This is a genomic window from Sneathiella marina (assembly GCF_023746535.1).
GTDB lineage: Bacteria > Pseudomonadota > Alphaproteobacteria > Sneathiellales > Sneathiellaceae > Sneathiella > Sneathiella marina.
On record NZ_CP098747.1, the window covers coordinates 3875693 to 3896720 of the forward strand.

General features: G+C 51.5%; 22 protein-coding genes. 19 read left to right on the plus strand and 3 right to left on the minus strand.

Annotated elements, in window-relative coordinates; translation table 11 throughout:
* The first annotated feature begins 23 nt into the window (after positions 1–23).
* The 7 genes from murJ to NBZ79_RS18745 all read left to right on the plus strand — a co-directional run bounded on the left by murJ (position 24) and on the right by NBZ79_RS18745 (position 7715).
* The gene (murJ, locus tag NBZ79_RS18715) at positions 24–1580 is read left to right on the plus strand and encodes a murein biosynthesis integral membrane protein MurJ (protein ID WP_251934180.1); all 1557 of its coding nucleotides are present in this window, start codon (positions 24–26) and stop codon (positions 1578–1580) included.
* A gap of 134 nt (positions 1581–1714) precedes the next feature.
* The gene (trpS, locus tag NBZ79_RS18720; protein WP_251934181.1) at positions 1715–2713 is read left to right on the plus strand and encodes a tryptophan--tRNA ligase; all 999 of its coding nucleotides are present in this window, start codon (positions 1715–1717) and stop codon (positions 2711–2713) included.
* A 96-nt stretch (positions 2714–2809) separates the two neighbouring features.
* A complete protein-coding gene (locus NBZ79_RS18725; protein ID WP_251934182.1) occupies positions 2810–3793 on the plus strand; it encodes a DUF2333 family protein in 984 nt (327 codons plus the stop codon).
* A 54-nt stretch (positions 3794–3847) separates the two neighbouring features.
* Positions 3848–4336, plus strand: coding sequence for a universal stress protein (locus tag NBZ79_RS18730; protein WP_251934183.1), 489 nt, complete (start codon positions 3848–3850; stop codon positions 4334–4336).
* Between the two features lie 319 nt (positions 4337–4655).
* On the plus strand, positions 4656–5654 hold the full coding sequence (locus NBZ79_RS18735) for a glucosaminidase domain-containing protein (protein ID WP_251934184.1): 999 nt from the start codon (positions 4656–4658) through the stop codon (positions 5652–5654).
* A 203-nt stretch (positions 5655–5857) separates the two neighbouring features.
* Positions 5858–6628, plus strand: coding sequence for a glucose 1-dehydrogenase (locus tag NBZ79_RS18740; RefSeq protein ID WP_251934185.1), 771 nt, complete (start codon positions 5858–5860; stop codon positions 6626–6628).
* A 34-nt stretch (positions 6629–6662) separates the two neighbouring features.
* The gene (locus NBZ79_RS18745) at positions 6663–7715 is read left to right on the plus strand and encodes a malate/lactate/ureidoglycolate dehydrogenase (protein ID WP_251934186.1); all 1053 of its coding nucleotides are present in this window, start codon (positions 6663–6665) and stop codon (positions 7713–7715) included.
* Positions 7716–7740: 25 nt separating this feature from the next.
* Here the strand turns inward: NBZ79_RS18745 and NBZ79_RS18750 are convergent, their stop codons facing one another.
* Genes NBZ79_RS18750 through ddpX form a run of 3 tightly spaced genes read right to left on the minus strand, consistent with a single transcriptional unit; the run spans position 7741 to position 10158 of the window.
* Positions 7741–8508 carry an HpcH/HpaI aldolase family protein gene (locus NBZ79_RS18750; protein WP_251934187.1) on the minus strand — a complete coding sequence of 256 codons (768 nt, stop codon included), beginning with the start codon at positions 8506–8508 and terminating at the stop codon, positions 7741–7743.
* 13 nt (positions 8509–8521) lie between these two features.
* Positions 8522–9574, minus strand: coding sequence for a polysaccharide deacetylase family protein (locus tag NBZ79_RS18755; protein WP_251934188.1), 1053 nt, complete (start codon positions 9572–9574; stop codon positions 8522–8524).
* Between the two features lie 32 nt (positions 9575–9606).
* Positions 9607–10158, minus strand: coding sequence for a D-alanyl-D-alanine dipeptidase (gene ddpX, locus NBZ79_RS18760; RefSeq protein ID WP_251934189.1), 552 nt, complete (start codon positions 10156–10158; stop codon positions 9607–9609).
* Positions 10159–10262: 104 nt separating this feature from the next.
* Here ddpX and tsaB point away from each other — a divergent pair, with 104 nt between their 5' ends.
* The 12 genes from tsaB to metK all read left to right on the plus strand — a co-directional run bounded on the left by tsaB (position 10263) and on the right by metK (position 21019).
* The gene (gene tsaB, locus NBZ79_RS18765; RefSeq protein WP_251934190.1) at positions 10263–10988 is read left to right on the plus strand and encodes a tRNA (adenosine(37)-N6)-threonylcarbamoyltransferase complex dimerization subunit type 1 TsaB; all 726 of its coding nucleotides are present in this window, start codon (positions 10263–10265) and stop codon (positions 10986–10988) included.
* Positions 10985–11458, plus strand: coding sequence for a ribosomal protein S18-alanine N-acetyltransferase (gene rimI / locus NBZ79_RS18770; RefSeq protein WP_251934191.1), 474 nt, complete (start codon positions 10985–10987; stop codon positions 11456–11458). Before tsaB ends, rimI begins: the two co-directional genes overlap by 4 nt.
* Positions 11459–11670: 212 nt before the next feature.
* On the plus strand, positions 11671–12087 hold the full coding sequence (locus NBZ79_RS18775) for a Ros/MucR family transcriptional regulator (protein WP_251934192.1): 417 nt from the start codon (positions 11671–11673) through the stop codon (positions 12085–12087).
* A gap of 95 nt (positions 12088–12182) precedes the next feature.
* Entirely contained in the window at positions 12183–12668 is a 486-nt protein-coding gene (locus NBZ79_RS18780) for a Fur family transcriptional regulator (RefSeq protein ID WP_251934193.1), read from the plus strand.
* A 28-nt stretch (positions 12669–12696) separates the two neighbouring features.
* Complete coding sequence (locus NBZ79_RS18785; RefSeq protein WP_251934194.1) at positions 12697–13482, plus strand: lysophospholipid acyltransferase family protein; 786 nt, start codon at positions 12697–12699, stop codon at positions 13480–13482.
* A gap of 160 nt (positions 13483–13642) precedes the next feature.
* Entirely contained in the window at positions 13643–15004 is a 1362-nt protein-coding gene (gene miaB / locus NBZ79_RS18790) for a tRNA (N6-isopentenyl adenosine(37)-C2)-methylthiotransferase MiaB (RefSeq protein ID WP_251934195.1), read from the plus strand.
* Between the two features lie 8 nt (positions 15005–15012).
* The gene (locus NBZ79_RS18795) at positions 15013–16044 is read left to right on the plus strand and encodes a PhoH family protein (RefSeq protein WP_251934196.1); all 1032 of its coding nucleotides are present in this window, start codon (positions 15013–15015) and stop codon (positions 16042–16044) included.
* A gap of 47 nt (positions 16045–16091) precedes the next feature.
* Positions 16092–16676 (plus strand): rRNA maturation RNase YbeY, encoded by a 585-nt coding sequence (gene ybeY, locus NBZ79_RS18800; RefSeq protein ID WP_251934197.1) that lies wholly within the window; start codon positions 16092–16094, stop codon positions 16674–16676.
* 6 nt (positions 16677–16682) lie between these two features.
* Positions 16683–17603: a hemolysin family protein gene (locus NBZ79_RS18805; protein ID WP_251934198.1), complete on the plus strand. Its 921-nt coding sequence runs from the start codon at positions 16683–16685 to the stop codon at positions 17601–17603.
* The gene (gene lnt / locus NBZ79_RS18810; protein WP_251934199.1) at positions 17600–19183 is read left to right on the plus strand and encodes an apolipoprotein N-acyltransferase; all 1584 of its coding nucleotides are present in this window, start codon (positions 17600–17602) and stop codon (positions 19181–19183) included. Before NBZ79_RS18805 ends, lnt begins: the two co-directional genes overlap by 4 nt.
* A gap of 108 nt (positions 19184–19291) precedes the next feature.
* Positions 19292–19699, plus strand: a complete 408-nt coding sequence (locus tag NBZ79_RS18815; RefSeq protein WP_251934200.1) for a helix-turn-helix domain-containing protein — start codon at positions 19292–19294, stop codon at positions 19697–19699.
* Between the two features lie 150 nt (positions 19700–19849).
* Entirely contained in the window at positions 19850–21019 is a 1170-nt protein-coding gene (metK, locus tag NBZ79_RS18820; RefSeq protein WP_256470253.1) for a methionine adenosyltransferase, read from the plus strand.
* Positions 21020–21028: the final 9 nt, after the last annotated feature.

Sequence of the window (21028 nt, forward strand, 5' to 3'; positions counted from 1 at the left end):
GGTGATTTAATGAGGGGTATTGTATGAGTTTGCTTAAGTCTGTCGCCACCGTCGGCGGTTATACGATGATCAGTCGTGTTCTGGGCTTTTTGCGGGATATCCTGATGGCGACGGTGCTGGGCGCCGGGCCGGTTGCGGACGCCTTCTTTGTCGCTTTTCGCATTCCGAACATGTTTCGCCGACTGGTCGCGGAAGGTGCTTTTTCAGCGGCTTTCGTTCCGATGTTTGCCCGCAAACTGGAAGCGGAGGGGAAATCCCCCGCGTTGGAATTTGCCGGTCACAGCCTGAGCATCCTTGTGGGATTTCTTCTGGTCTTCTCCGCGTTGTTCATGATTTTCATGCCCTTTATGATGCAGTTTCTGGCGCCGGGCTTTGCCGTGGATGGCGACAAATTCAATCTTGCGGTCGAGTTTACCCGCATCACATTCCCCTATTTGACCGCCATGGCCATTGTCGCGCTACTGGGCGGAGTGCTCACCGCCTTTTACAGGTTCGCCGCGATGGCCGCGGCGCCCATCTTGCTCAATATTATTCTGATAGGCTGCCTTTTGACCGCCATGGGACAAAGTGACCGCGACACGGGAACTCTTATCTCCTGGGGCGTGGCCGCCGCCGGTATCGCCCAGGTTATCTTCCTTGTGGTGGCCTGCGCCCGTCAGGATATCAAGATCAAAATCGGCCGCCCGCGCCTCAATAAGGATGTGAAACGACTGTTGAAGCTCATGCTTCCCGGCGCCCTCGGCGCCGGTGTCATGCAAATAAACATCCTGGTCGGGACCATCATCGCCTCGTTTCTGGCAACGGGCTCCATCTCCTATTTATATTATGCGGATCGTGTTTATCAACTTCCTCTCGGGGTGATCGGCATTGCCGTTGGCACCGCCTTGTTGCCCCTGTTGTCCCGACAGATCCGGGCTGGCGAAGAGCAAACGGCCATCGGCAGCCTCAACCGGGCCATCGAGCTCTCGTTGCTGCTGACCCTGCCCGCCGCTGCCGCACTGATGGTGATCCCGTCCCAGATAACGTCCGTGCTGTTTCAGCATGGCGAGTTCACGGTTGCCGCAAGCGAGGCCACCGCCGCCGCCCTGTTTGCCTTTTCCTCAGGGTTGCCGGCATATGTTCTGGTTAAAATACTGGCCCCGGCCTTCTTCGCCCGCGAGGATACGACAACGCCCGTCGTTGTCGGCGTTATCGCCATGGCGGCCAATGTCATTCTGAGCCTTCTTCTGATACAGGAATTTTCCCATGTGGGCATCGCCATTGCGACGTCTCTTTCTTCCTGGCTCAATGCCGCCATTCTCCTGATCCTTCTGGTTCGGCGCGGTCATTATCGCAGCGACTACAGGCTACTCCGCAGATCTGCGGGCATGGTCCTTGCCTCGGCGGTTATGGGCGGTGGCTTGTGGTTTGCCGCCGACATACTGCATCCACACTTCTCAAGCGATCTGACGTCACGGATCATCGCCCTGGCAAGCCTGATCGCAGGCGGAGCGGGTCTTTATGCCGTTACAGCCTTGCTGACGGGCGCCGCCCGGCTGACAGATCTGAAAAGCATGCTGAAACGGCGCGCCGATCGATAAGCGGTTGACGCATAGTCTCCGTCCTGCAATAACCGCGTTTCATTTTTGGGGTCACCCCCGATCTCCAGCCTCGATGGCCTGATCGACAGGTCCGTCAATCAGAGGCTCGTGTCCAAAGCGTGAGGAGCTTTTACATGTCGCGAATTTTTTCTGGCGTTCAGCCAACTGGAAACCTGCATCTTGGCAATTATCTGGGCGCAATCCGGAATTTTGTCGGCCTTCAGGAAAATTACGAATGCATTTATTGCGCCGTCGATATGCATGCCATCACCGTCTGGCAGGATCCGGCCGCCTTGCGCAGTAACACCCGGGAAGTCGCGGCCGCCTATCTCGCGGCAGGCGTCGACCCGAAAACCTCCATTATCTTTGCTCAAAGCAACGTCCCCGCCCATGCGGAACTCGCCTGGATTTTCAATTGTATCGCCCGCCTCGGATGGTTGAACCGGATGACGCAGTTCAAGGAGAAAGCAGGCAAAAACCGTGAAAATGCCTCTCTGGGCCTGTATGCATATCCATCCCTGATGGCGGCGGATATTCTCGCCTACAAGGCCACCCATGTGCCGGTTGGCGAGGACCAGAAACAGCATCTTGAATTGACACGAGATATCGCCCAGAAATTCAATAACGATTATGGCGTGGATCTCTTCCCCATTGTCGAGCCGCTGATTTTCGGTGAAGCGACCCGGGTTATGTCGTTGCGGGACGGATCCAAAAAAATGTCGAAATCCGATCCCAGCGATTATTCCAGGATTACCTTTACAGATGACCGCGACACCATCGCCAAGAAGCTGCGCAAGGCCCGGACGGATGCTGATCCGCTCCCCGGCAGTGAAGAAGGTCTGGAAAACCGTCCGGAAGCGGCCAATCTGGTCGGTATTTACGCGGCCCTGGCGGAGAGCAGCAAGCAAGACGTGCTGACCGAATTCGGCGGATCACAATTTTCCACCTTCAAGCCTATCTTGACGGAGCTTGCCGTTGAGAAATTCGGCCCGGTTGGTGAGGAGATGAAACGGCTGATGGCCGATCCGGGACATGTGGACGCCATCTTAAAAGAGGGCGCGGCGCGGGCGCACAAGCTGACCGAGCCGGTGATGAGGGAAGTCAAAGAAGTTGTTGGGTTTATTGCGCCGTGATCAGATGCGGCATCTGTAGCTTGTAACTCCCGGCTGAAATACTTACATTCAGGCATGGTACAGCAGGTAATCGCAGTATTTCATGGGGCGGAATAAATGAGTGAGATAGGCAATAGCGGTCCGGAAAAGAAAAGGATCGGCACCAACCGGGTTGGAGCGGCGGCGAAGCGCAGTTGGAAACCAATTGCCCTTATCCTTCTTTTCATTGTTGTCGCCTATTATCCCGTCGGCATGTTCATGATCAACAACATCGAGGATGATGTTGATTTCACACCGAGCGGGGAAAATGTTGTGGCCGGTGGCAGCAAGGCCGTCGATATGATGGCGGGGCTGATTGACCGGGAAATCAACGTCAATCGATGGACCGCCAATGATCCGTTTTTCATGCCCTCTGCGGCACTTGATAATATGCCCAATTACCAGCAGGGTGTCATTTCCGCGCTTGCCCGTTTCAGTTTCGAGCTGACGGACCAGATCGGGCGCACACGGGGGTCAAGCCAAACGGATCCGGACCTTCAGGAAGCGGCGGGACTGCTGCAATATTCCGGGACCAAATGGGCATGGGATCCCTCTATTTCCTGGCTGCCCACGGCAGCGTCGGAAGAGCAATATGAAAAAGCCCGTAAATCCCTGATCAAGTATAATCAGCGTTTGGCCGCCGGCAACGCGGTCTTTGAAAAGCGGGCCGACAACCTGCTGGCGACTCTGGACCGGATCGCCCTCGATATCGGATCATCAACCGCTGCCATTGATCAACATATCGACGAAAACGCCGGAAGCTTCATCGATTTCAAGGCAGATGATCTGTTCTATGACATCAAGGGCCAAAGCTACGGCTATTACATGATCCTGAAATCCCTTGCCCAGGACTACGAAACCCTGATCAAGGAACGGGAGCTTGGCAATGCCTGGGCCCAGATGCTGAGCAGCCTGAAATCGGTCATCGAGCTTAACCCGATCGTTGTCGTCAATGCAGCACCGGATTCCCAGTTTCTTCCCAATCATCTTGCGGCTCAGGGGTTCTATGTTCTGCGGGCGCGGGCTCAGCTACAGGAAATCAGTAACATTCTCTTGAAATAACTGTAATGATAGTGGCAGGATAATCTCCAAGAGATAATGACTGATGGAGCCTTTATGACGGACGAAAGCCAGACAGAGACTATGCGAAACAAGTTTCTTGTTGTCGTGGATGATACGCCTGAATGCACATCTGCAATCCGGTTTGCCTGCCGGCGAGCCTGGCATGTCGGGGGCGGCGTCATGTTGTTATATGTTATCGAACCCCCCGAATTCCAGCACTGGATGGGTGTGGAACAGGCCATGCGTGAAGAAGCGCGCGAGGCTGCCGAAGACCGGCTTCAGTCTCTTGCCGAAGAAATCCAGAAGGAAACGACCATTATTCCGGAATTCGTGATCAGAGACGGTTTCACAAAAGAGCAGGTGCTCTCGTTAATAGAAGAAGACCCCGATGTCCGAATTCTGGTGCTTGCGGCATCCCCCGATACCGGCGGTCCGGGACCATTGGTCAAAAGCCTTGTCGGTGAAATGTCGGGCACCTTTGCCATCCCGATCACTGTCGTACCGGGAAACCTGACGACACGGCAGTTGGATGCGGTTACCTAGTTTTTCGTACATATTTTTGTAGTAATTCGGTTGTTTTGGCGCAGAACGATTCGTATTTTCGCCTGGAATATTTCGTCTAAAATTGTGGTAAAATGTTTGATAGCTCCCTATCTATTTGAAAGATTTGGGTAAATTTCTACTAAAAAATCCGGTCTTGATATCGTAAAATTGTTGGGACATAGTCCGGCTCCCGGTTGAGGGATGTATAAAGCGCGTAAAACACTATATGTTGTTGGTAACGAAGGTTGAACATACTATTTATTGTGGTAAATTAGGTAATGTCACGATTTAAGTACAATAGTATGGTGCAATTTGTGGAATGCAATTAATCAAAGCTGGTTTCAAATCCAATAAGCTGATGACCCTGGTCGGGCTGATGCTGGCGATCGCCTATGTGCTTCCGGAATTAACGGACAGCACATATGATATGCGTAATGCCTCATATGGTCAGTCCAGGTTGCTGGCTGCCAAAGGCATCCCTTTGCCCATACGGAAACCGGGAAACCTCCCGTATGTTGAGCAACCCATTCAAGTTGATATCGGCTCCCTGGAAGCGGAATGGTCCAACGCGGATTTCGACCTGGGCCATATTCGTTATGGGCAGGCTGTACCGAGATTATTTGTCGATCAGATCCCCGTCGATATTCTGGACATTCAGGATGTGGAGAAACGGAAACAGGTTTTCATTTCTGTTGTCTTGCCGCTCATCCTGAATAATAACGAGAAGACACTGTCCCAGCGGGATCGCCTCATGTCCCTTATCTCTGCCCGGAAATCTGGCCAGACCTTGCTTGCTGCCGATGAAAACTGGCTGCAGAATCTGGCCACACGCTACCGCGAAGACCCCTATCAGCTTGACAGCTTGTTGCTGAAAGTGGACGCCATACCTGTCTCCATGGCGCTGGCTCAGGCGGTTGAGGAATCCGGTTGGGGTACATCGCGCTTTGCCAGAGAAGGCAACGCCCTTTTCGGCCAGCGGGTCTGGGGACAAGGCAAGGGTATCGTACCGGCGCAACGGGCAGAGGGGGAGACATATGAGGTCCGGGCTTTCGACACCTTGTCCGAGTCCATCTCTTCCTACAGCCACAACCTCAATGTGCATCCCTCTTATGAAATGTTTCGGACGGAACGCGCCCGTCGATCGGGCGAGCCGGATAACCCTTTAAACGGCTACAAGCTCACCGAAACCCTGACGACCTATTCGGAGCGGGGGCAGGATTATATCAATGCCCTGCAAAACCTCATTCAGGCAAATCGATTTGACCAGCTTGAAAATGCCCAACTGGTGCGCGAACGCCTGGCTGGCAACCGTCTCTAATTTTCCGCAAGATTCCCTTTTTTTAACGTAACATGACCCAGCTCATTACCGGGCCTTCAGCCGGCCCGGTGGGTATCTATTTTTTCCGGATGCTATTCTCCTCGCAATCTCGGCGCAGATATGAAAAACTATGGGTCAACTCAGCAGCGGTTATGACAGAGGAACACCGGATAACCTGCTGGGAATAAGAAAAGGGAGTTCTCATGGACCGCGTAAAAGACAAAATCACACTTATCACGGGCGCAGCACAAGGCATTGGCCTGGCCACAGCGCGCCTCTTCATTGCCGAGGGTGCGACCGTTATCCTTGCCGATCTCAATGCCGATGCCGGTTCTGCCGCCGCAGAAGAACTTGGCGAGAAAGCGCATTTTATGCCATTGGATGTCAGCAATGCCGATCAATGGGATCAAGTCGTTGGTGATATTGTTGCCACGCATGGCCGGTTGGATATTCTGGTCAATAACGCCGGTATATTGGCGACGGGAAAGCGTCAAACCATTGAGGATACGGACCTGGAGCAATGGCGGGCTATTCAAACTGTCAATGTGGAAGGAGTCTTCCTTGGCTGCCAGAATGCTGTCCGGCATATGAAGGAAACGGGCGGTGCCATTGTCAACCTGTCCTCCGTCGCCGCGATCATTGGCACCCCCCAGCTGATTGCCTATGGCGCGTCAAAAGCCGCAGTACGGCAAATGACCAAGTCCGTGGCCATCCATTGTACGTTGCGAAAATACCCGATCCGCTGCAATTCGGTGCATCCGGATCCAATCCGCACCGCCATGGGAGATGAGTTGATGACCATGTATGACGGTGATTTGAAATCCGGCTGGGACAATATTGAAAACCGTATCCCCATCGGCACGCCCGGTGAGCCGATTGATATCGCCAATAGCGTCTTGTTCCTGGCCTCCGATGAGGCCCGTCATATGACCGGGTCAGAACTTGTTATTGATGGCGGTCTGACGGCGACTTAAAAAAGATTTCAACAAAGAAACGGATATACCTTATATGCTTATAGATCATCAACGGCTGGCTGAAACCGTCAGAAAAATACTGACGACGGCCGGCAGCAATGCCGACGAGGCGGCCATTGTCGCTGACCACCTGGTTCTCGCCAACCTGTCGGGTCATGACAGCCATGGCGTCGGGATGATTCCCAACTATATGCGCAATATCCAGTCCGGTTACCTCAACCCCAACCAACATGCCGAAAAAGTCCGCCATGACGGCTCCATTCTGGTGTTCGACGGGAAGGCGGGCTATGGGCAGGTTGTTGCACGGGATGCGATGATAGAGGGCATAAATGTTTCACGTGAAACAGGTGTTGCCATCGTCGCCCTTCGCAATGCCCATCATATTGGCCGGGTCGGTACTTATGGGGAACAATGTGCCGATGCCGGCCTGGTTTCCCTGCATTTTGTCAATGTCACCGGCCATATGCCGCTTGTCGCCCCCCATCCCGGTGCGGATGCACGATTTGGCACCAACCCCATTTGTATTTCCCTGCCCGATACGGAGAACGAGCCGCGGATCATTCTCGATTTCGCTACCAGCAAAGTTGCCCTGGGGAAAATGCGCGTTGCCAATAACCGCGGCGAACAAGTGGCGGAGGGCCTGCTGCTGGATAAAGATGGAAATCCCACCACGGATCCGGGTGTCATGTGGGAAGAGGAGGTCGGCGCGCTTCTGCCGATCGGTGAGCATAAGGGCTATGGTCTTGCGCTGATGTGTGAGCTGTTGTCCGGTGCCATAGGCGGCGGCGGAACGTTGCAGCCGGAAAATGTCCGCGATACGCGCATTATCAACAACATGCTGTCGATTGTGATCGACCCGAGCCGCCTGACAGATCCGACCTACATCGCCCATGAAATGAAGGAAATGTGCGATTATGTCCGGCAGTCACCGCCGCGTGCCGGGCATGACGAGGTTATTCTTCCCGGCGATCCGGAACGCCGCCATCGCCGCCACCGCATTGAAAACGGCATCGACGTGGATGACGAAACCTGGCGGCAAATCGTCGAGGCGGCGGGGGAAATGGGCGCCGATATCACCTCCATCTAACCGGGAGGCGACACCGCGATGCGGGTTATTTCTTTAACGTCGCAAGCAGGTCATTGGCCGCCGTGGCCAGCAACCCGACATCGCCGGCGCAGAGGAGGAAATCAAATCCGTCCGCGAATAGCTGGTTGGTCTCAACGGTGCCTTTTGAGATACAGCCGAGAAATGCCGGGCTGGCGATAATCTTGTCGCGGGCTTCCTCAAACAGGGCCTTAACCTCAGGGTCCTCAAATTCAGCAAGTTTATTGATGCTGGCGGAAAGATCATTGGGGCCGATAAACAGCATATCGACACCGTCGACTGCTGCGATTTCCTCGATATTGCCAACGGCTTCCTTGGTTTCGATCTGGCAAATAATCATCAGTTCGCTATCGAGATTTTTTCGGTACCGGGAGGCGGTTCGCCCATACCCACCGGCCCGCGCCGCACCAAAACCGGCACTGCGAATACCTGTGGGCGGATAGCGACAGGCCTGAACTGCGGCGCGTGCCTCTTCTGCCGTATTGACCGAGGGCACCATGATGCCATCGACGCCCATATCCAGCGCCCGTTTAATCAGGACAGTGTCATTCCACGGAACCCGCATCAGGACCGTCATATCGCTGACCGAGCGAACGGCCCGATGCTGGTCAACCGCGGTTGTCAGACTCCCGGAGCCATGCTCATGGTCAATCATCACCGCATCAAAACCGGTTCCGCCGATGATTTCAGCCGCATCGCTTGAATTTGAAAACAGCCAGCACGCCGCCGCTTTTTCGCCGGCTTTGAGTTTCTTCTTGAGTTTATTCTGGTCCATGGATGTCCTCTGATCAGCGGCCGATGGCCGCCGGAATATAAAATAATGATCCGAACCAGCGCCAGCGCCGATCCGGTCCGGGTAACGTACAATTTATGCGGCCCCGCCCTGTTTTGAACGCGGTAGAGAGCCGGACTTCAATGCGCGACGCCCCAATTTTTTCGATCGGAACCGCGCCGCCCGTTTGACTGGAGGCAAAGCAGGAAAGCGTTTTGAGATTGCCATAATCTTCCGTGATGGTAAATCCAAAATTAGGCGGATTACGGGTTAGTATATTATCAGACGGTGTCACGTCCTTGACCCGAAGCGGCAAGGCATTTGCCGCCAGGCGAAAACGACCAATTCCCCCGTAATTTTCGCTCATGGCGAAGCGCGGCAATTCAAAACGGTCATGCCCGGAATAGGCGACACCTGACTGCTGCCCGAAGGCGGCCATAAAACCTGTCTTGCGGATAACAGCTTTTATCTCGTCACCATATTCCCCGTAAGGATAGGCGAAGATCGCCGGTATAAACCCCAGCTCAGCCTCGAACCGCGCACTCGCCGTATCAATATCCTTTTCAACATTGGCAATGGAGAGCAATGGATAATGGGCATGGGAATGGCCGTGATGACCGATATGGACGCCATTATCGCGTAAATCGCGAATTTGATCCCAGGTCATGTAACCCGGGGACGCGCTATCAACCCCCTCCGTTGCAACGAAAACCGTAAAGGGCAGATTGGCTTCTTTCAATAAGGGCCAAGCGACATCAAAAACGGAGCGATAGGCATCATCAACGGTCAGGGCGACCGTTCTGTCGGGAAGCGCCTCCCCTTTTTCCAACCGATCGACAATCTCGTTCAGCGGTAACACTGTATATCCGCCGGTTTTGAGCTCCTGAATATGCTCCTTGAATTGCTCGACCTTGATATTGGTTGCCGGATATTGCTCCTCGCCAAATCGGTGATACATGATCACACTGGCCCAATCGGCGGACAGGGCAAGGGTCGGTAAAACCAGACTGCCAACCATCAGGCAAGTGGTCATAAGTGCCGTTTTTACAAATTTTGAAAGAATATGCATGCCTGTTTCTCGTCTTCATCAATTCAACTGTTTTACATCATTTCGGCGCCGGACGCAGCATCCGATAAGGTAGGGTAACGCCGAGGTCTAAACAATTGGTAATGCCACCATTCGTTCCGGTAAAAATCCCAGTCGGCGGCGGTCATAATTCCAAGTAGAATTGCCCTGTTCTTTTGCGCTTGGGCTGAAACACCAAGCGCCCCGTGATGGGACAAATCCGTCATGGCATCAAATTCCGTCCCCATTTCCAACTCCTGCCCGGCGGTGTCCAGCAAGGTCAGATCAATGGCTGCCCCGCGCGAATGCGGCGACCCATTGCTTGGATGGGAAAGATAGAGAGGGTCAGGTGTATGATCCCAAAGCGCCTGAACGGCCTCGGTTGGCCGAAATCCGTCATACAGCCGAAAGCGAAACCCCATAGCGGCCGCCAACTGGATAGCCTGTTCCAGTTTTTCCGCCGCCTCTTCATTCAAAAAACAGACCGCTCTTTTATATACAGGGGCTGCCGTAAAATTATTGCTGGAGGCATATCGGATATCCAAATCCACATCATATTTTTCCGGCGTAATTTCGATCAATGTCATGGCGGTCATCATCTCAGTGCTTGTTTACTTGAAATTCGGTTGGATTGAGCGTAACACTCCACTCGAAACAGACCCTACATGGCCATTTGCCGGAACACAATAACATGAAAATACTGGCTCTCGATACGGCATTGAATGCCTGTTCTGTCGCGATCCTGGATGGCGACAATGTGCAGGCCCATGTGCATGAGAAACGCGCCCGTGGCCATGCGGAAACCCTGATGCCTTTAATCCAGGACCTGATGAAGTCCTGCGGGACACAATTTTCTGACCTGGATTTAATCGCAGTCACGGTTGGGCCAGGCACCTTCACCGGGTTGCGAATTGGCCTTGCAGCAGCCCGCGGCATCGCTCTTGCAGCGGCGAAACCCTGCCGCGGCATCACCACATTGGAGGCCCTCGCGGCCAGTGTCCCCGCAAACGTTTCACAAGGCCGGCCGATTATCGCCACCGCCGATGCCCGCCGCCGCGAAATTTATGCGCAGGTTTTTTCCGATGGGCAATCAGCTGGTCTCATGGCACCACAAACCGAGCCCATCGCCCTGCCCCTTGTGGCAGCGGACAGTTTTTTGACAATGGACGAGGCTTTGATCATTGGATCCGGCGGACCGTTATTGGCAGCTCATCCGGATTTCGACGCAAAGCGTTTCCAAATCTCTGATCTTGATCCGGATCCGGATGCCATCCTTGTCGGAAGGCTGGCCGCCACGCGCCCGATCCCCAGACCATCCGATGGCCCGCCCGCACCGCTTTATCTTCGGGCACCGGATGCTAAACTGCCCGGCGGGAAAGATCCGGCACCCGCCGGGGAACCGACGGATCGTTCATGAGCAGACCCGACCTGAAAATCGAGTTTATTGAAACCGCCAGCCATGCCGGTCTCGCAGCGGCCCTGCATCAGCAGTGTTTTGCAAAACCCTGGGACGAGGCCTCTTTCATCTCAGCCATGAGCATTCCTGGTACCGTACTTGTGCTCGCCAGTCAGGAGAACGAACCGGTTGCCCTCGCTTTATATCGATATATCGGAACGGAAGCTGAAATTTTGACGCTGGGTGTTCTTCCTGACTTTCGAAAGCGCAATATCGCCAGCACCCTGCTTGATCGGGGCGGATCATATTTGAATGAGAGGCAGATAGAGACTCTCTGGCTTGACGTCGGTTGTCGCAATCATGCCGCACTCTGTCTCTATAAATCCCAAGGGTTTGAAGAAGCGGGCCGACGGAGAAATTACTATAATGAATCAGGCAATAAAGAAGATGCAATTGTCATGAGACGGCGGATCTCATCTGTAGAACCGTGAAATTCCGATGAAAAACTAATAATGCGACAATTAATATGATTTTTTTACAGCCCTTCAAGAAAATACGAAAAGAAAATTAGAAATAATTTTACTAAATATAGTAGGGAAGCAATTTTTTTTTGAAAATAGTATCTTTGTTACTGATCCTTTATTGCACTACTATTTCTGATCCATTATAAGACAGTCAGAATTTCAATGGAGGTCAGTGATACATGTCTGAAGATATAGATAAATTGGAGCTTCTTGCCCTAACAACGGATATTGTGACATCACATTTATCGCGCAACTCCGTCGAAGCCACAGAAATTCCAGAGCTTATAAAGGATATCTACGCGACATTGGCGACCATCGGTGACGCAGAGCAGGAAATGGACAAACCGCAACCGGCCGTCTCCATTCGCAAATCCATTCATCCCGACTACATCATCTGTCTTGAAGATGGCAAAAAGCTGAAAATGTTGAAACGCCACTTGAAAACATCCTATGACATGAGCCCTGAAGATTACAGACAGCGCTGGGGACTGCCAGTGGATTATCCTATGGTTGCCCCCAATTATGCTATCCAGCGCCGTGACCTTGCCAAGAAAATCGGCCTTGGTACGCGAAGAAAACGGGCAAATAGCAACTAGATACGACTTTCGCTGGCTCAAAAAGAAAATTTGTATAAAATCAACAGCGGTTGGTGTCGCGCTGACCATTTTATGTTTTTCAGTCAGGGGATTTTATGCCATCTCGTCTTGAACAAATATGCGTCGAAAAAGGTCTGAGAATGACAGGACAGCGCCGTGTCATCGCCCGCGTCCTCTCGGAATCTCAGGATCATCCGGATGTAGAACTGGTGTATAAGCGAGCCGTTGACATTGATGACACCATTAGCATTTCTACTGTTTACCGTACGGTTCGCATGTTTGAAGAAAATGGAATTCTGGAGCGGCATGATTTTGGGGATGGCCGCGCCCGGTATGAAGAAGTCTCGGATCAGCATCATGACCACTTGATCAATGTTCAAACTGGTCAGGTGATTGAATTTACCAGCGACAAGATTGAAGAACTCCAGAAAAAAATCGCCGCCGAATTGGGGTTTGAACTTATTGATCATCGTCTCGAGCTATATGGCAAACCCCTATCGCAGAAAGCCGGGCAAACGGTGCCGGCTGAGGAATCTGTCGTGAATATGCAGCAGACATCACTTAACAAGAAAACCGACTGAGCGTTTTCAGTCTCGTCTTGATTGGCCCATGACCATACTCAAATCCATATGTATCATTATTGCTGTTTTTCTTTGGACGGGCCTGCTCGCGCCTTTCCAGATACTGGTTCTCCTCTTTTTCAAGAAGCATCGGTACAAAATACCGCAAATTTACCATGCCGGGCTGTGTCGGCTGCTGCAAGTCGAGGTTATCGTTTCAGGGGAAATCAGCCAGCTGCGGCCAACGCTGTTCGTCCTGAATCATATTTCCTGGCTTGATATCCCTGTTGTTGGAAAAGTGATTCCCGGCAATTTCGTCGCCAAAACTGACGTGGAAAACTACCCGTTGGTCGGCGCGGTCTCAAAGCTTCAGGAAACCATCTTTATTGAGCGCACCCGCCCTTCCATCATGGGCCATAAAGGGGAAATGCAGGGGCATCTGGAAAATGGCGACAATCTTATTCTGTTTCCTGAAGGAACCTCGTCCAACGGTATCATCCTGCAACCGTTCAAAAGCTCCTATCTGGCGTTGGCGGAGCGGGAAATCGAAGGTCGGCATTTACCGGTACAGCCGGTGACCATCGCCTATAGCCGCCACCGGAACATGTCACTGACACGGGGTAACATGAGCGTTGTTGCCTGGGTCGGCGACGAAGAACTGCTCGCCCATGTCTGGGCTTTTCTTCGAACCGGGAAAGTGACGGCGGAACTTCGGTTTCATAAACCCGTGACCATCGACGACTATGATTCTCGAAAAACCCTCGCAAGTGATTGTCAATTGACCATTGCCATGGGGTTAAGCCGGGCCTTGACCGGCCGGACAGAAGCTGAATAACCAAGGCTTTCTCTACATTTTGGGTGGAAAATCAGTGAATGCTGGCGAAAGCAGCTTTTTCTTCTATTTTTTGCATATTACTGATAAATTATTCATGATATTGACTTCTTTTTTATGTAAGGATCATGTTCGATATAATCCGTCAGGTCAGTGAGGAAAAGTGACCAAAAAACTTTATATTTCGACATATGGCTGCCAGATGAATGTTTATGATTCCGCCCGGATGGCGGATATCATGGCGCCGCTGGGCTATTCCCTGACTGAAAAACCGGAAGGCGCCGATATGGCGATCCTGAATACCTGTCATATTCGGGAAAAAGCCTCCGAAAAAACCTTCTCCGAGTTGGGGCGCTTACGCAATATGAGGTCCAAAAAGCTGGACCGGGACGATGGCGACATGGTTATTGCTGTCGCCGGTTGCGTCGCCCAGGCCGAAGGCGCCGAAATCATGAAACGCGCCCCGTATGTGAATATGGTTTTTGGGCCGCAGTCCTACCATCTGCTCCCGCAAATGGTGGCTCAGGCCTCCCGCGGGGCCGGACATATTCTGGAAACAGATTTTCCGGTTGATGCAAAATTTGATCATTTGCCGAGCGAAGCAATCGATACAAATCTCAGCGCCTTTTTGACCGTTCAGGAAGGCTGCGATAAATTTTGCGCCTTCTGCGTCGTCCCTTACACACGCGGCGCGGAATTTTCACGCCCGGTTGCGCATATCGTGGCGGAAGCAAAACGCATGATTGCCGGGGGTACGCAGGAAATAACGCTCCTTGGCCAGAATGTGAACGCCTATCATGGTACGCTTGAAAGCGGCGCCTCCGCCACTCTCGCCGAGCTGATTTACCGGCTTGCTGAATTGGATGGGCTTAAGCGCTTGCGCTACACAACCTCCCATCCGTTGGAAATGAGTGAGGATCTGCTGCGGGCGCATCGGGATGTTGATGTTCTTATGCCGTATCTGCATTTACCCGTGCAAGCCGGTTCCGACCGGATACTGGACGCCATGAATCGGCGACACACCGCACAGGAATACCGGGCAATTATTGATAAACTTCGAGACTACAGGCCGGATCTGGCCCTGTCCGGTGATTTTATCGTTGGCTTCCCCGGCGAGAGCGACAAGGATTTTGAAGATACATTGCAACTGGTTCGCGATGTGGATTATGCGCAAGCCTACAGCTTCAAATATAGCCCGCGTCCGGGAACGCCCGCCGCCGGGCTGGACGGCCAGATGATACCCGAAGATGTGAAGTCGGAGCGACTGGCCGAGCTCCAACGATTGCTAAACGCGCAACAGCTTGCCTATAATCAGTCGTTTGTCGGGCGGGAAATCAAGGTTCTTCTGGAACGCGAGGGGAAACGCGACGGCCAATTGGTCGGCCGAAGCCCCTATATGCAATCCGTTTTTGTACCATCCCCGTCTCATCGGATCGGGCGTATTGCGACTGTCATTGTCCAAGAGGGAAATGCGAACTCTCTGCGCGGCGAACTTAAACCTGGTAATGTCGCAGATGCGGCGTAGGAACAAACGTGCCTAAAAATCAATCGAGTACTAACACCGTCGCGGCAAAATCAGACACAACAATATTAGAATTTGATGACAATCATCTGCTTGCGCAGCTGGTTGGTGAGCATGATCGATATCTTGCCCGCATTGAACAGGCTCTTGAAGTTTCCGTCACAACGCGCGGGAATAAAATGGCGGTATCCGGATCCAAATCTGCGAAAGCTGCCACCAAGAAAGTGCTTCTGGACCTTTATCGCCGGCTGGAAAAGGGTATGGACGTTACGGAGGGCGATGTAGATGGCGCCATTCGCATGGCAAATGATGCACCGGCAAATGATGGCAGCCGCTCATCAGTTTCTGAAAGCAGCGCGATGATCGTGACGAAACGCCGCCGTATCACACCGCGCTCTAACAATCAGGGCATCTATGTAAAATCGCTGCAAACCAATGAACTGGTTTTCGGGCTGGGCCCTGCGGGGACAGGTAAAACCTATCTGGCCGTTGCCAATGCCGTGGCGATGCTGATCGAAAACAAGGTGGATCGCCTTATTTTAGCGAGGCCCGCTGTTGAGGCTGGTGAAAAACTGGGCTTTTTACCCGGCGACATGCGGGATAAAATTGACCCATATTTGCGCCCCCTCTATGACGCTCTTTACGATATGCTGCCCGCTGAGGAAGTTGTCAAACGGCTGGAAAACGGGGAAATTGAAGTCGCGGCTCTGGCCTTTATGAGAGGACGCACTCTGGCAAATGCTGCTATCATTCTGGATGAAGCGCAAAACACGACGCCGGTTCAGATGAAAATGCTGCTAACGCGCATGGGTGAAAACTCTCGAATGGCGGTGACCGGCGACCTGAGCCAAATTGATTTGCCGCTTGGCATGAAATCGGGGCTGCACGAGGCCGTCGATATTCTTAAAGGGGTCAAAGGCGTGGATTTTATCAATTTTGGCGAATCCGATGTTGTACGGCACCCCTTGGTGACCCGTATTGTGCGGGCATATGGTGAACATGACCGTGAAAAGCAACTGGGTTTGAAGCCGCGTAACAGCTAAGAATACCGCCTGTGGGGCCCTCATCTGTCGCGAAATTGAGACTAAATATGTTGTCCGATACCAAACAAACTCCCGTACCATTTACCATCGATATTGCGACCAATATCGAAAGCGACGATTGGTATAGCTTGCTGGAGAGCTTTGATTCAATTACGCATCGAGTGATTGACAAAACTCTGGGGGGTTACTGTCGGAAACATGGGTTCGAAAAACTGACGGATGTGACAGGGGCCATTGTAGAAGTCAGCCTTGTGTTTACAAATGATGACAGTATCAAGCGTCTCAACAGCGACTATCGAGAAAAAGACAATCCGACAAATGTGCTTTCTTTCCCGGATACGGAATTGAACGCAAACACCTTAAAAGAATCCGCTGTTACGGACGAGCCTCTTATACTTGGGGATATTGTCTTTGCTCTGGAAACCATTCGACAGGAATCGCAAACCCAAAACAAGAAGTTTGAAAATCATGTACTACATCTTTTAGTTCATGGACTTTTACATCTTGTCGGCTACGATCATATAGAACAAGATGAAGCTGATATTATGGAAGAACTTGAAATTGGGATTTTACGTGAGTTTGACATTGATAATCCGTATATATCACCTGACAACAAAAAAGGAATTTCGTAAACCAAAATGAGTGATCACGTCTCTCCGCCGGATTCTCCAGAAACGCGCGATGAAACCGAAACGGACGTTGCAAGCAATAGCATGCTACAGGTGCTCAAGCGGCTTTTGGGTTTGGGGCAGCAATCTGACCAAAGTGTCAGGTCGACATTGGAAGAATTGATCGAGGAACATGATGATCCCGAACAATCGATAAACGCCTCCGAAAAGATGATGTTGACCAATATTCTGAGCTTTAGTGAGCTCAGTATCAGCGATGTCATGATCCCGAGGGCCGATATCGAAGCAGTTGATGCGGCGCTGCCCCTTAAAGAAGTTGTCGAACGTTTCAAGGACACCAGCCATTCCCGTCTTCCCGTTTTTGAGGACGGTTTGGATAATGTCGTCGGGATGTTTCATATTAAGGATTTGATAAATTTCTGGAATGATCCGGACGCGAGTAACTGGCAAAATTTCCGCCGAGAAATTTTATTCGTTCCTCCCTCCATGTCCGTGCCGGATTTGCTGTTGAAAATGCGGGCAAATCATATTCACATGGCGGCCGTGGTCGATGAGTATGGCGGAATAGATGGCTTGGTAACCATCGAGGATTTAGTCGAAGAGATCGTTGGCGACATTGAAGATGAACATGATGCCCAAGAAGGTCCGCTTATCACAGTCGCGAGTAACGGAATGCTGGAGGCGGATGCGCGCGCGTCTATCGAAGAACTGGAATCTCTGCTGGAAGTGGATCTGTTACCCGAAGATGAAGATGATGAAGTCGACAGTGTCGGTGGCCTCGTATTTCAACTGGCCGGCCAGATCCCGACCCGAGGAGAAATCATATCGCATTCCAGTGGTCTCGATTTCGAGATTTTGGATGCAGATCCCCGAAAGGTCAAAAAAGTCCGTATCCGGCGGCGCCCCAAGTTGATGAGTTCGGCCGAATGATATCCCTCAATGAGTGGATCCAAGGCCTTACTTTCTTAAAAAAAGCACTTCTCGCCTTTCTGTTGGGGCTGATGGTCGCCGCCGCGTTGCCGCCTGTCCATCTCGTCTTTCTTTTACCTGTTAGCTTTACGGGTCTCATCCTGATACTCAGCGGCGCCAAAAACCGCAAGCAAGCGTTTTTCGTAGGCTGGTGGTTTGCCTGGGGCCAGTTTATCGCCGGCCTCTACTGGATCGGCGTTGCCTTCACCATTGATGCCGATGCGCATGCCGCCTTGATGCCATTACCAGTGTTGGCATTGCCCGCCTTTCTTGCCATATTTCCGGGTCTGGCAACACTTGCGACCCATATGACGAAGGTAGAATCGGTTGGACGAATCTTCATTTTCACCAGTTTCTGGATTTTATCGGAATATGTTCGCGGCACTATATTTACAGGATTTCCCTGGAATCTTGTTGGCTATAGCTGGACATTTTTCCTGCCCGTTCTCCAATCAACGGCATACATTGGCATTTACGGCCTGACCCTCCTGACGGTATTGGTAAGCTGCCTACCCGCTTTACTTGCCGATCGCCACATACCAAAATCCACTGCCATAAGGTTCATTGCAACCGGCGGCATGGTTTTCATTCTCATATTTGTCGCCGGACAATGGCGTCTCAACGAGCAGACAACAGACGTCTATTCCGAGAAAAAAATTCGCATCATTCAGCCGAATATCCGTCAAGCCGATAAATGGAAACCGCATCTTCGTCGGAACCATCTGTTAAAAACAATCACCTTGAGCCAAACCGAAAACGGTTTTCATCCGGACTACCTGATCTGGCCCGAAACGGCAGTCCCCTATTTCCTGACTACATCTGACCAGCTTAAAGCTCAGCTAACGGAATTTGTCCCGCAAGGCGGTGCAATTGTAACCGGTGCACCGCGTCACAACCCTGAAACAAATCAGTATTGGAATAGTGTGCATGTTCTTGACGGTGACGGGCAGATAAAGCAGACATATGACAAGCAACATCTGGTACCGTACGGGGAATATCTGCCGCTGCGCAATTGGTTGAAAGCAACGGGCCTGATGAAACTAATTCCTGTCTTGGATCAGATGTCAGATTTTGCCATTCCGGAAGCAGGAGCGCCCAAAGTCATTTCGCTTTCCGGCTTACCGCCGGCAAGGGTCATGATCTGCTATGAAATTGCTTTTCCATGGGAGGTTGTGCCAAATACGCAATTTTCCTGGATCCTAAATGCGACAAATGATGGCTGGTTTGGGAATACTTCCGGCCCCTATCAACATCTTGCCATTACAATAACCCGAGCGGTTGAACACGGAAAACCAGTTATTCGAGCCGCCAACACAGGGATTTCAGCAATCATTGATCCCTATGGGAATATTGTTCAAAAACTGGACCTGAACGAAACCGGTATCATCGACGGTTATATTCCAATGCCCACGGAAACTATTACATTTTATGGCAATGTAGGCGAAATTGTCCCGGCTATAATGACCCTTATTTTGTTTATTATTGGGGTATATTATGGACGGTTTCGATCTCGCTATAAAAACACGAGTTTTCTTGACTAGTACATTTTTTATACCAATACTGTCCGCGTAAATTGAAGGCATGCTTATTCCCAGACAACGGTGTGTTTTTAATTTGGACTATAGAATTGAGTATTGGGGGAATTTTTTATGCCAAATCATCCGGTAGATGCACATGTCGGAAGTCGCGTACGCTTGCGCCGAACTCTTCTGGGCCTAAGCCAGCAAAAGCTCGGGCGAGACCTCGGTCTTACTTTTCAACAAATTCAAAAGTACGAGCGTGGAACGAACCGGATCGGCGCGAGCCGACTGTATGAACTGAGCGAAATTCTGGATGTACCGCTCTCCTTTTTCTTTGACGAAATGCCCAGGGATTCACTCTCGACAAGCGGCGGCCTCGCCGACCCTGAAAAAGCATTTGAACATCAATATATGTCTAAAAGAGAAACATTGGAGTTAGTTCGGGCATACTACAAAATTACAGATCTAGAAGTAAGAAAACGAATTTTTGAAGTGATCAAATCCATCGCCCATCAACAAGACCAAGCAAATCAATAGGGGCGGAACCTCACATTTTTACAAACCCTTGACCCTGTACCGAATATGAGTAGAGTGCGGCTAAACCAAATGTAATTAATTTGGGAATGTTGTCCTGTTTAATTGCGCAATATTATCAGTACAATAATTCTTAAGTGAGAGGATATTCGGGTGCCGAGTCAAAATTACCTTTTTACAAGTGAATCTGTGTCTGAAGGACACCCAGATAAAGTTTGCGATCGCATTTCTGACAGTATCGTAGATTTGTACCTGTCGCATGATCCGTTCGCCCGGGTTGCCTGTGAAACCCTGACAACAACGAACCGGATTGTCCTCGCCGGAGAGGTTCGTGGGCCAGCGTCCATTACCAAGGCAATGATTGAAGAAACCGCGCGAGCCGCGGTCAAAGACATTGGGTATGAGCAAGACGGTTTTCATTGGCGAAATGCGGCAGTCGATGTTTTCCTGCATGAGCAATCAGCGGATATCGCCCAAGGTGTTGATGCCGCAGGCAATAAAGACGAAGGCGCCGGAGACCAGGGAATTATGTTTGGCTATGCGGTCAATGAAACAGATGTACTGATGCCCGCCCCCATATATTATTCCCATGGAATATTGAAGCGGCTGGCGGAAGTACGCCATAGCGGCGCGGAAAAAGGACTGGGGCCTGATTCAAAAAGCCAGGTAACGCTCGTCTATGAAAATGGGAAACCCGTTCGGGCTGCCTCAGTCGTCGTGTCAACACAGCATGACGAAAATCTTGACACAGACGCCGTCCGGGAAATTGTTCGTAAATATGTTACAGATGTATTGCCTGATGGCTGGATGTGCCCGGAAGATGAGTTTTACGTCAACCCGACCGGAAATTTCGTCATCGGAGGACCGGACGGAGACGCCGGATTAACAGGCCGGAAAATTATTGTCGATACTTATGGCGGCGCAGCTCCCCATGGCGGCGGCGCTTTTTCGGGCAAAGATCCGACCAAGGTAGATCGTTCTGCCGCTTACGCGTCGAGATATCTGGCAAAGAATGTCGTTGCGGCGGGTCTCGCTGATAAATGCTGCCTTCAGGTTTCCTACGCGATCGGGGTTTCAAAACCTTTGTCTTTGTATGTGGACCTTTATGGAACCGGCCGCGTCGACGAAGACAAACTCGCCAAAACACTGATGGACACCATGGATTTAAGCCCGCGAGGTATTCGCGAGCATCTGGGCCTCAATAAACCAATTTACGCCCGGACAGCCGCCTATGGTCATTTTGGACCTGCACCTGACGCGGATGGCGGGTTTTCTTGGGAAAAAACGGACCTTGCCGATAGTTTGCGATCTACATTGGGCTAGGCAGTATTT

Excerpts from the sequence above, each read along its gene's own strand:
- murJ (WP_251934180.1), top strand. The coding sequence starts at position 24 with ATGAGTTTGCTTAAGTCTGTCGCCACCGTCGGCGGTTATACGATGATC.
- trpS (WP_251934181.1), top strand. The coding sequence starts at position 1,715 with ATGTCGCGAATTTTTTCTGGCGTTCAGCCAACTGGAAACCTGCATCTT.
- NBZ79_RS18725 (WP_251934182.1), top strand. The coding sequence starts at position 2,810 with ATGAGTGAGATAGGCAATAGCGGTCCGGAAAAGAAAAGGATCGGCACC.
- NBZ79_RS18730 (WP_251934183.1), top strand. The coding sequence starts at position 3,848 with ATGACGGACGAAAGCCAGACAGAGACTATGCGAAACAAGTTTCTTGTT.
- NBZ79_RS18735 (WP_251934184.1), top strand. The coding sequence starts at position 4,656 with ATGCAATTAATCAAAGCTGGTTTCAAATCCAATAAGCTGATGACCCTG.
- NBZ79_RS18740 (WP_251934185.1), top strand. The coding sequence starts at position 5,858 with ATGGACCGCGTAAAAGACAAAATCACACTTATCACGGGCGCAGCACAA.
- NBZ79_RS18745 (WP_251934186.1), top strand. The coding sequence starts at position 6,663 with ATGCTTATAGATCATCAACGGCTGGCTGAAACCGTCAGAAAAATACTG.
- NBZ79_RS18750 (WP_251934187.1), bottom strand. The coding sequence starts at position 8,508 with ATGGACCAGAATAAACTCAAGAAGAAACTCAAAGCCGGCGAAAAAGCG.
- NBZ79_RS18755 (WP_251934188.1), bottom strand. The coding sequence starts at position 9,574 with ATGCATATTCTTTCAAAATTTGTAAAAACGGCACTTATGACCACTTGC.
- ddpX (WP_251934189.1), bottom strand. The coding sequence starts at position 10,158 with ATGACATTGATCGAAATTACGCCGGAAAAATATGATGTGGATTTGGAT.
- tsaB (WP_251934190.1), top strand. The coding sequence starts at position 10,263 with ATGAAAATACTGGCTCTCGATACGGCATTGAATGCCTGTTCTGTCGCG.
- rimI (WP_251934191.1), top strand. The coding sequence starts at position 10,985 with ATGAGCAGACCCGACCTGAAAATCGAGTTTATTGAAACCGCCAGCCAT.
- NBZ79_RS18775 (WP_251934192.1), top strand. The coding sequence starts at position 11,671 with ATGTCTGAAGATATAGATAAATTGGAGCTTCTTGCCCTAACAACGGAT.
- NBZ79_RS18780 (WP_251934193.1), top strand. The coding sequence starts at position 12,183 with ATGCCATCTCGTCTTGAACAAATATGCGTCGAAAAAGGTCTGAGAATG.
- NBZ79_RS18785 (WP_251934194.1), top strand. The coding sequence starts at position 12,697 with ATGACCATACTCAAATCCATATGTATCATTATTGCTGTTTTTCTTTGG.
- ybeY (WP_251934197.1), top strand. The coding sequence starts at position 16,092 with ATGTTGTCCGATACCAAACAAACTCCCGTACCATTTACCATCGATATT.
- NBZ79_RS18805 (WP_251934198.1), top strand. The coding sequence starts at position 16,683 with ATGAGTGATCACGTCTCTCCGCCGGATTCTCCAGAAACGCGCGATGAA.
- lnt (WP_251934199.1), top strand. The coding sequence starts at position 17,600 with ATGATATCCCTCAATGAGTGGATCCAAGGCCTTACTTTCTTAAAAAAA.
- NBZ79_RS18815 (WP_251934200.1), top strand. The coding sequence starts at position 19,292 with ATGCCAAATCATCCGGTAGATGCACATGTCGGAAGTCGCGTACGCTTG.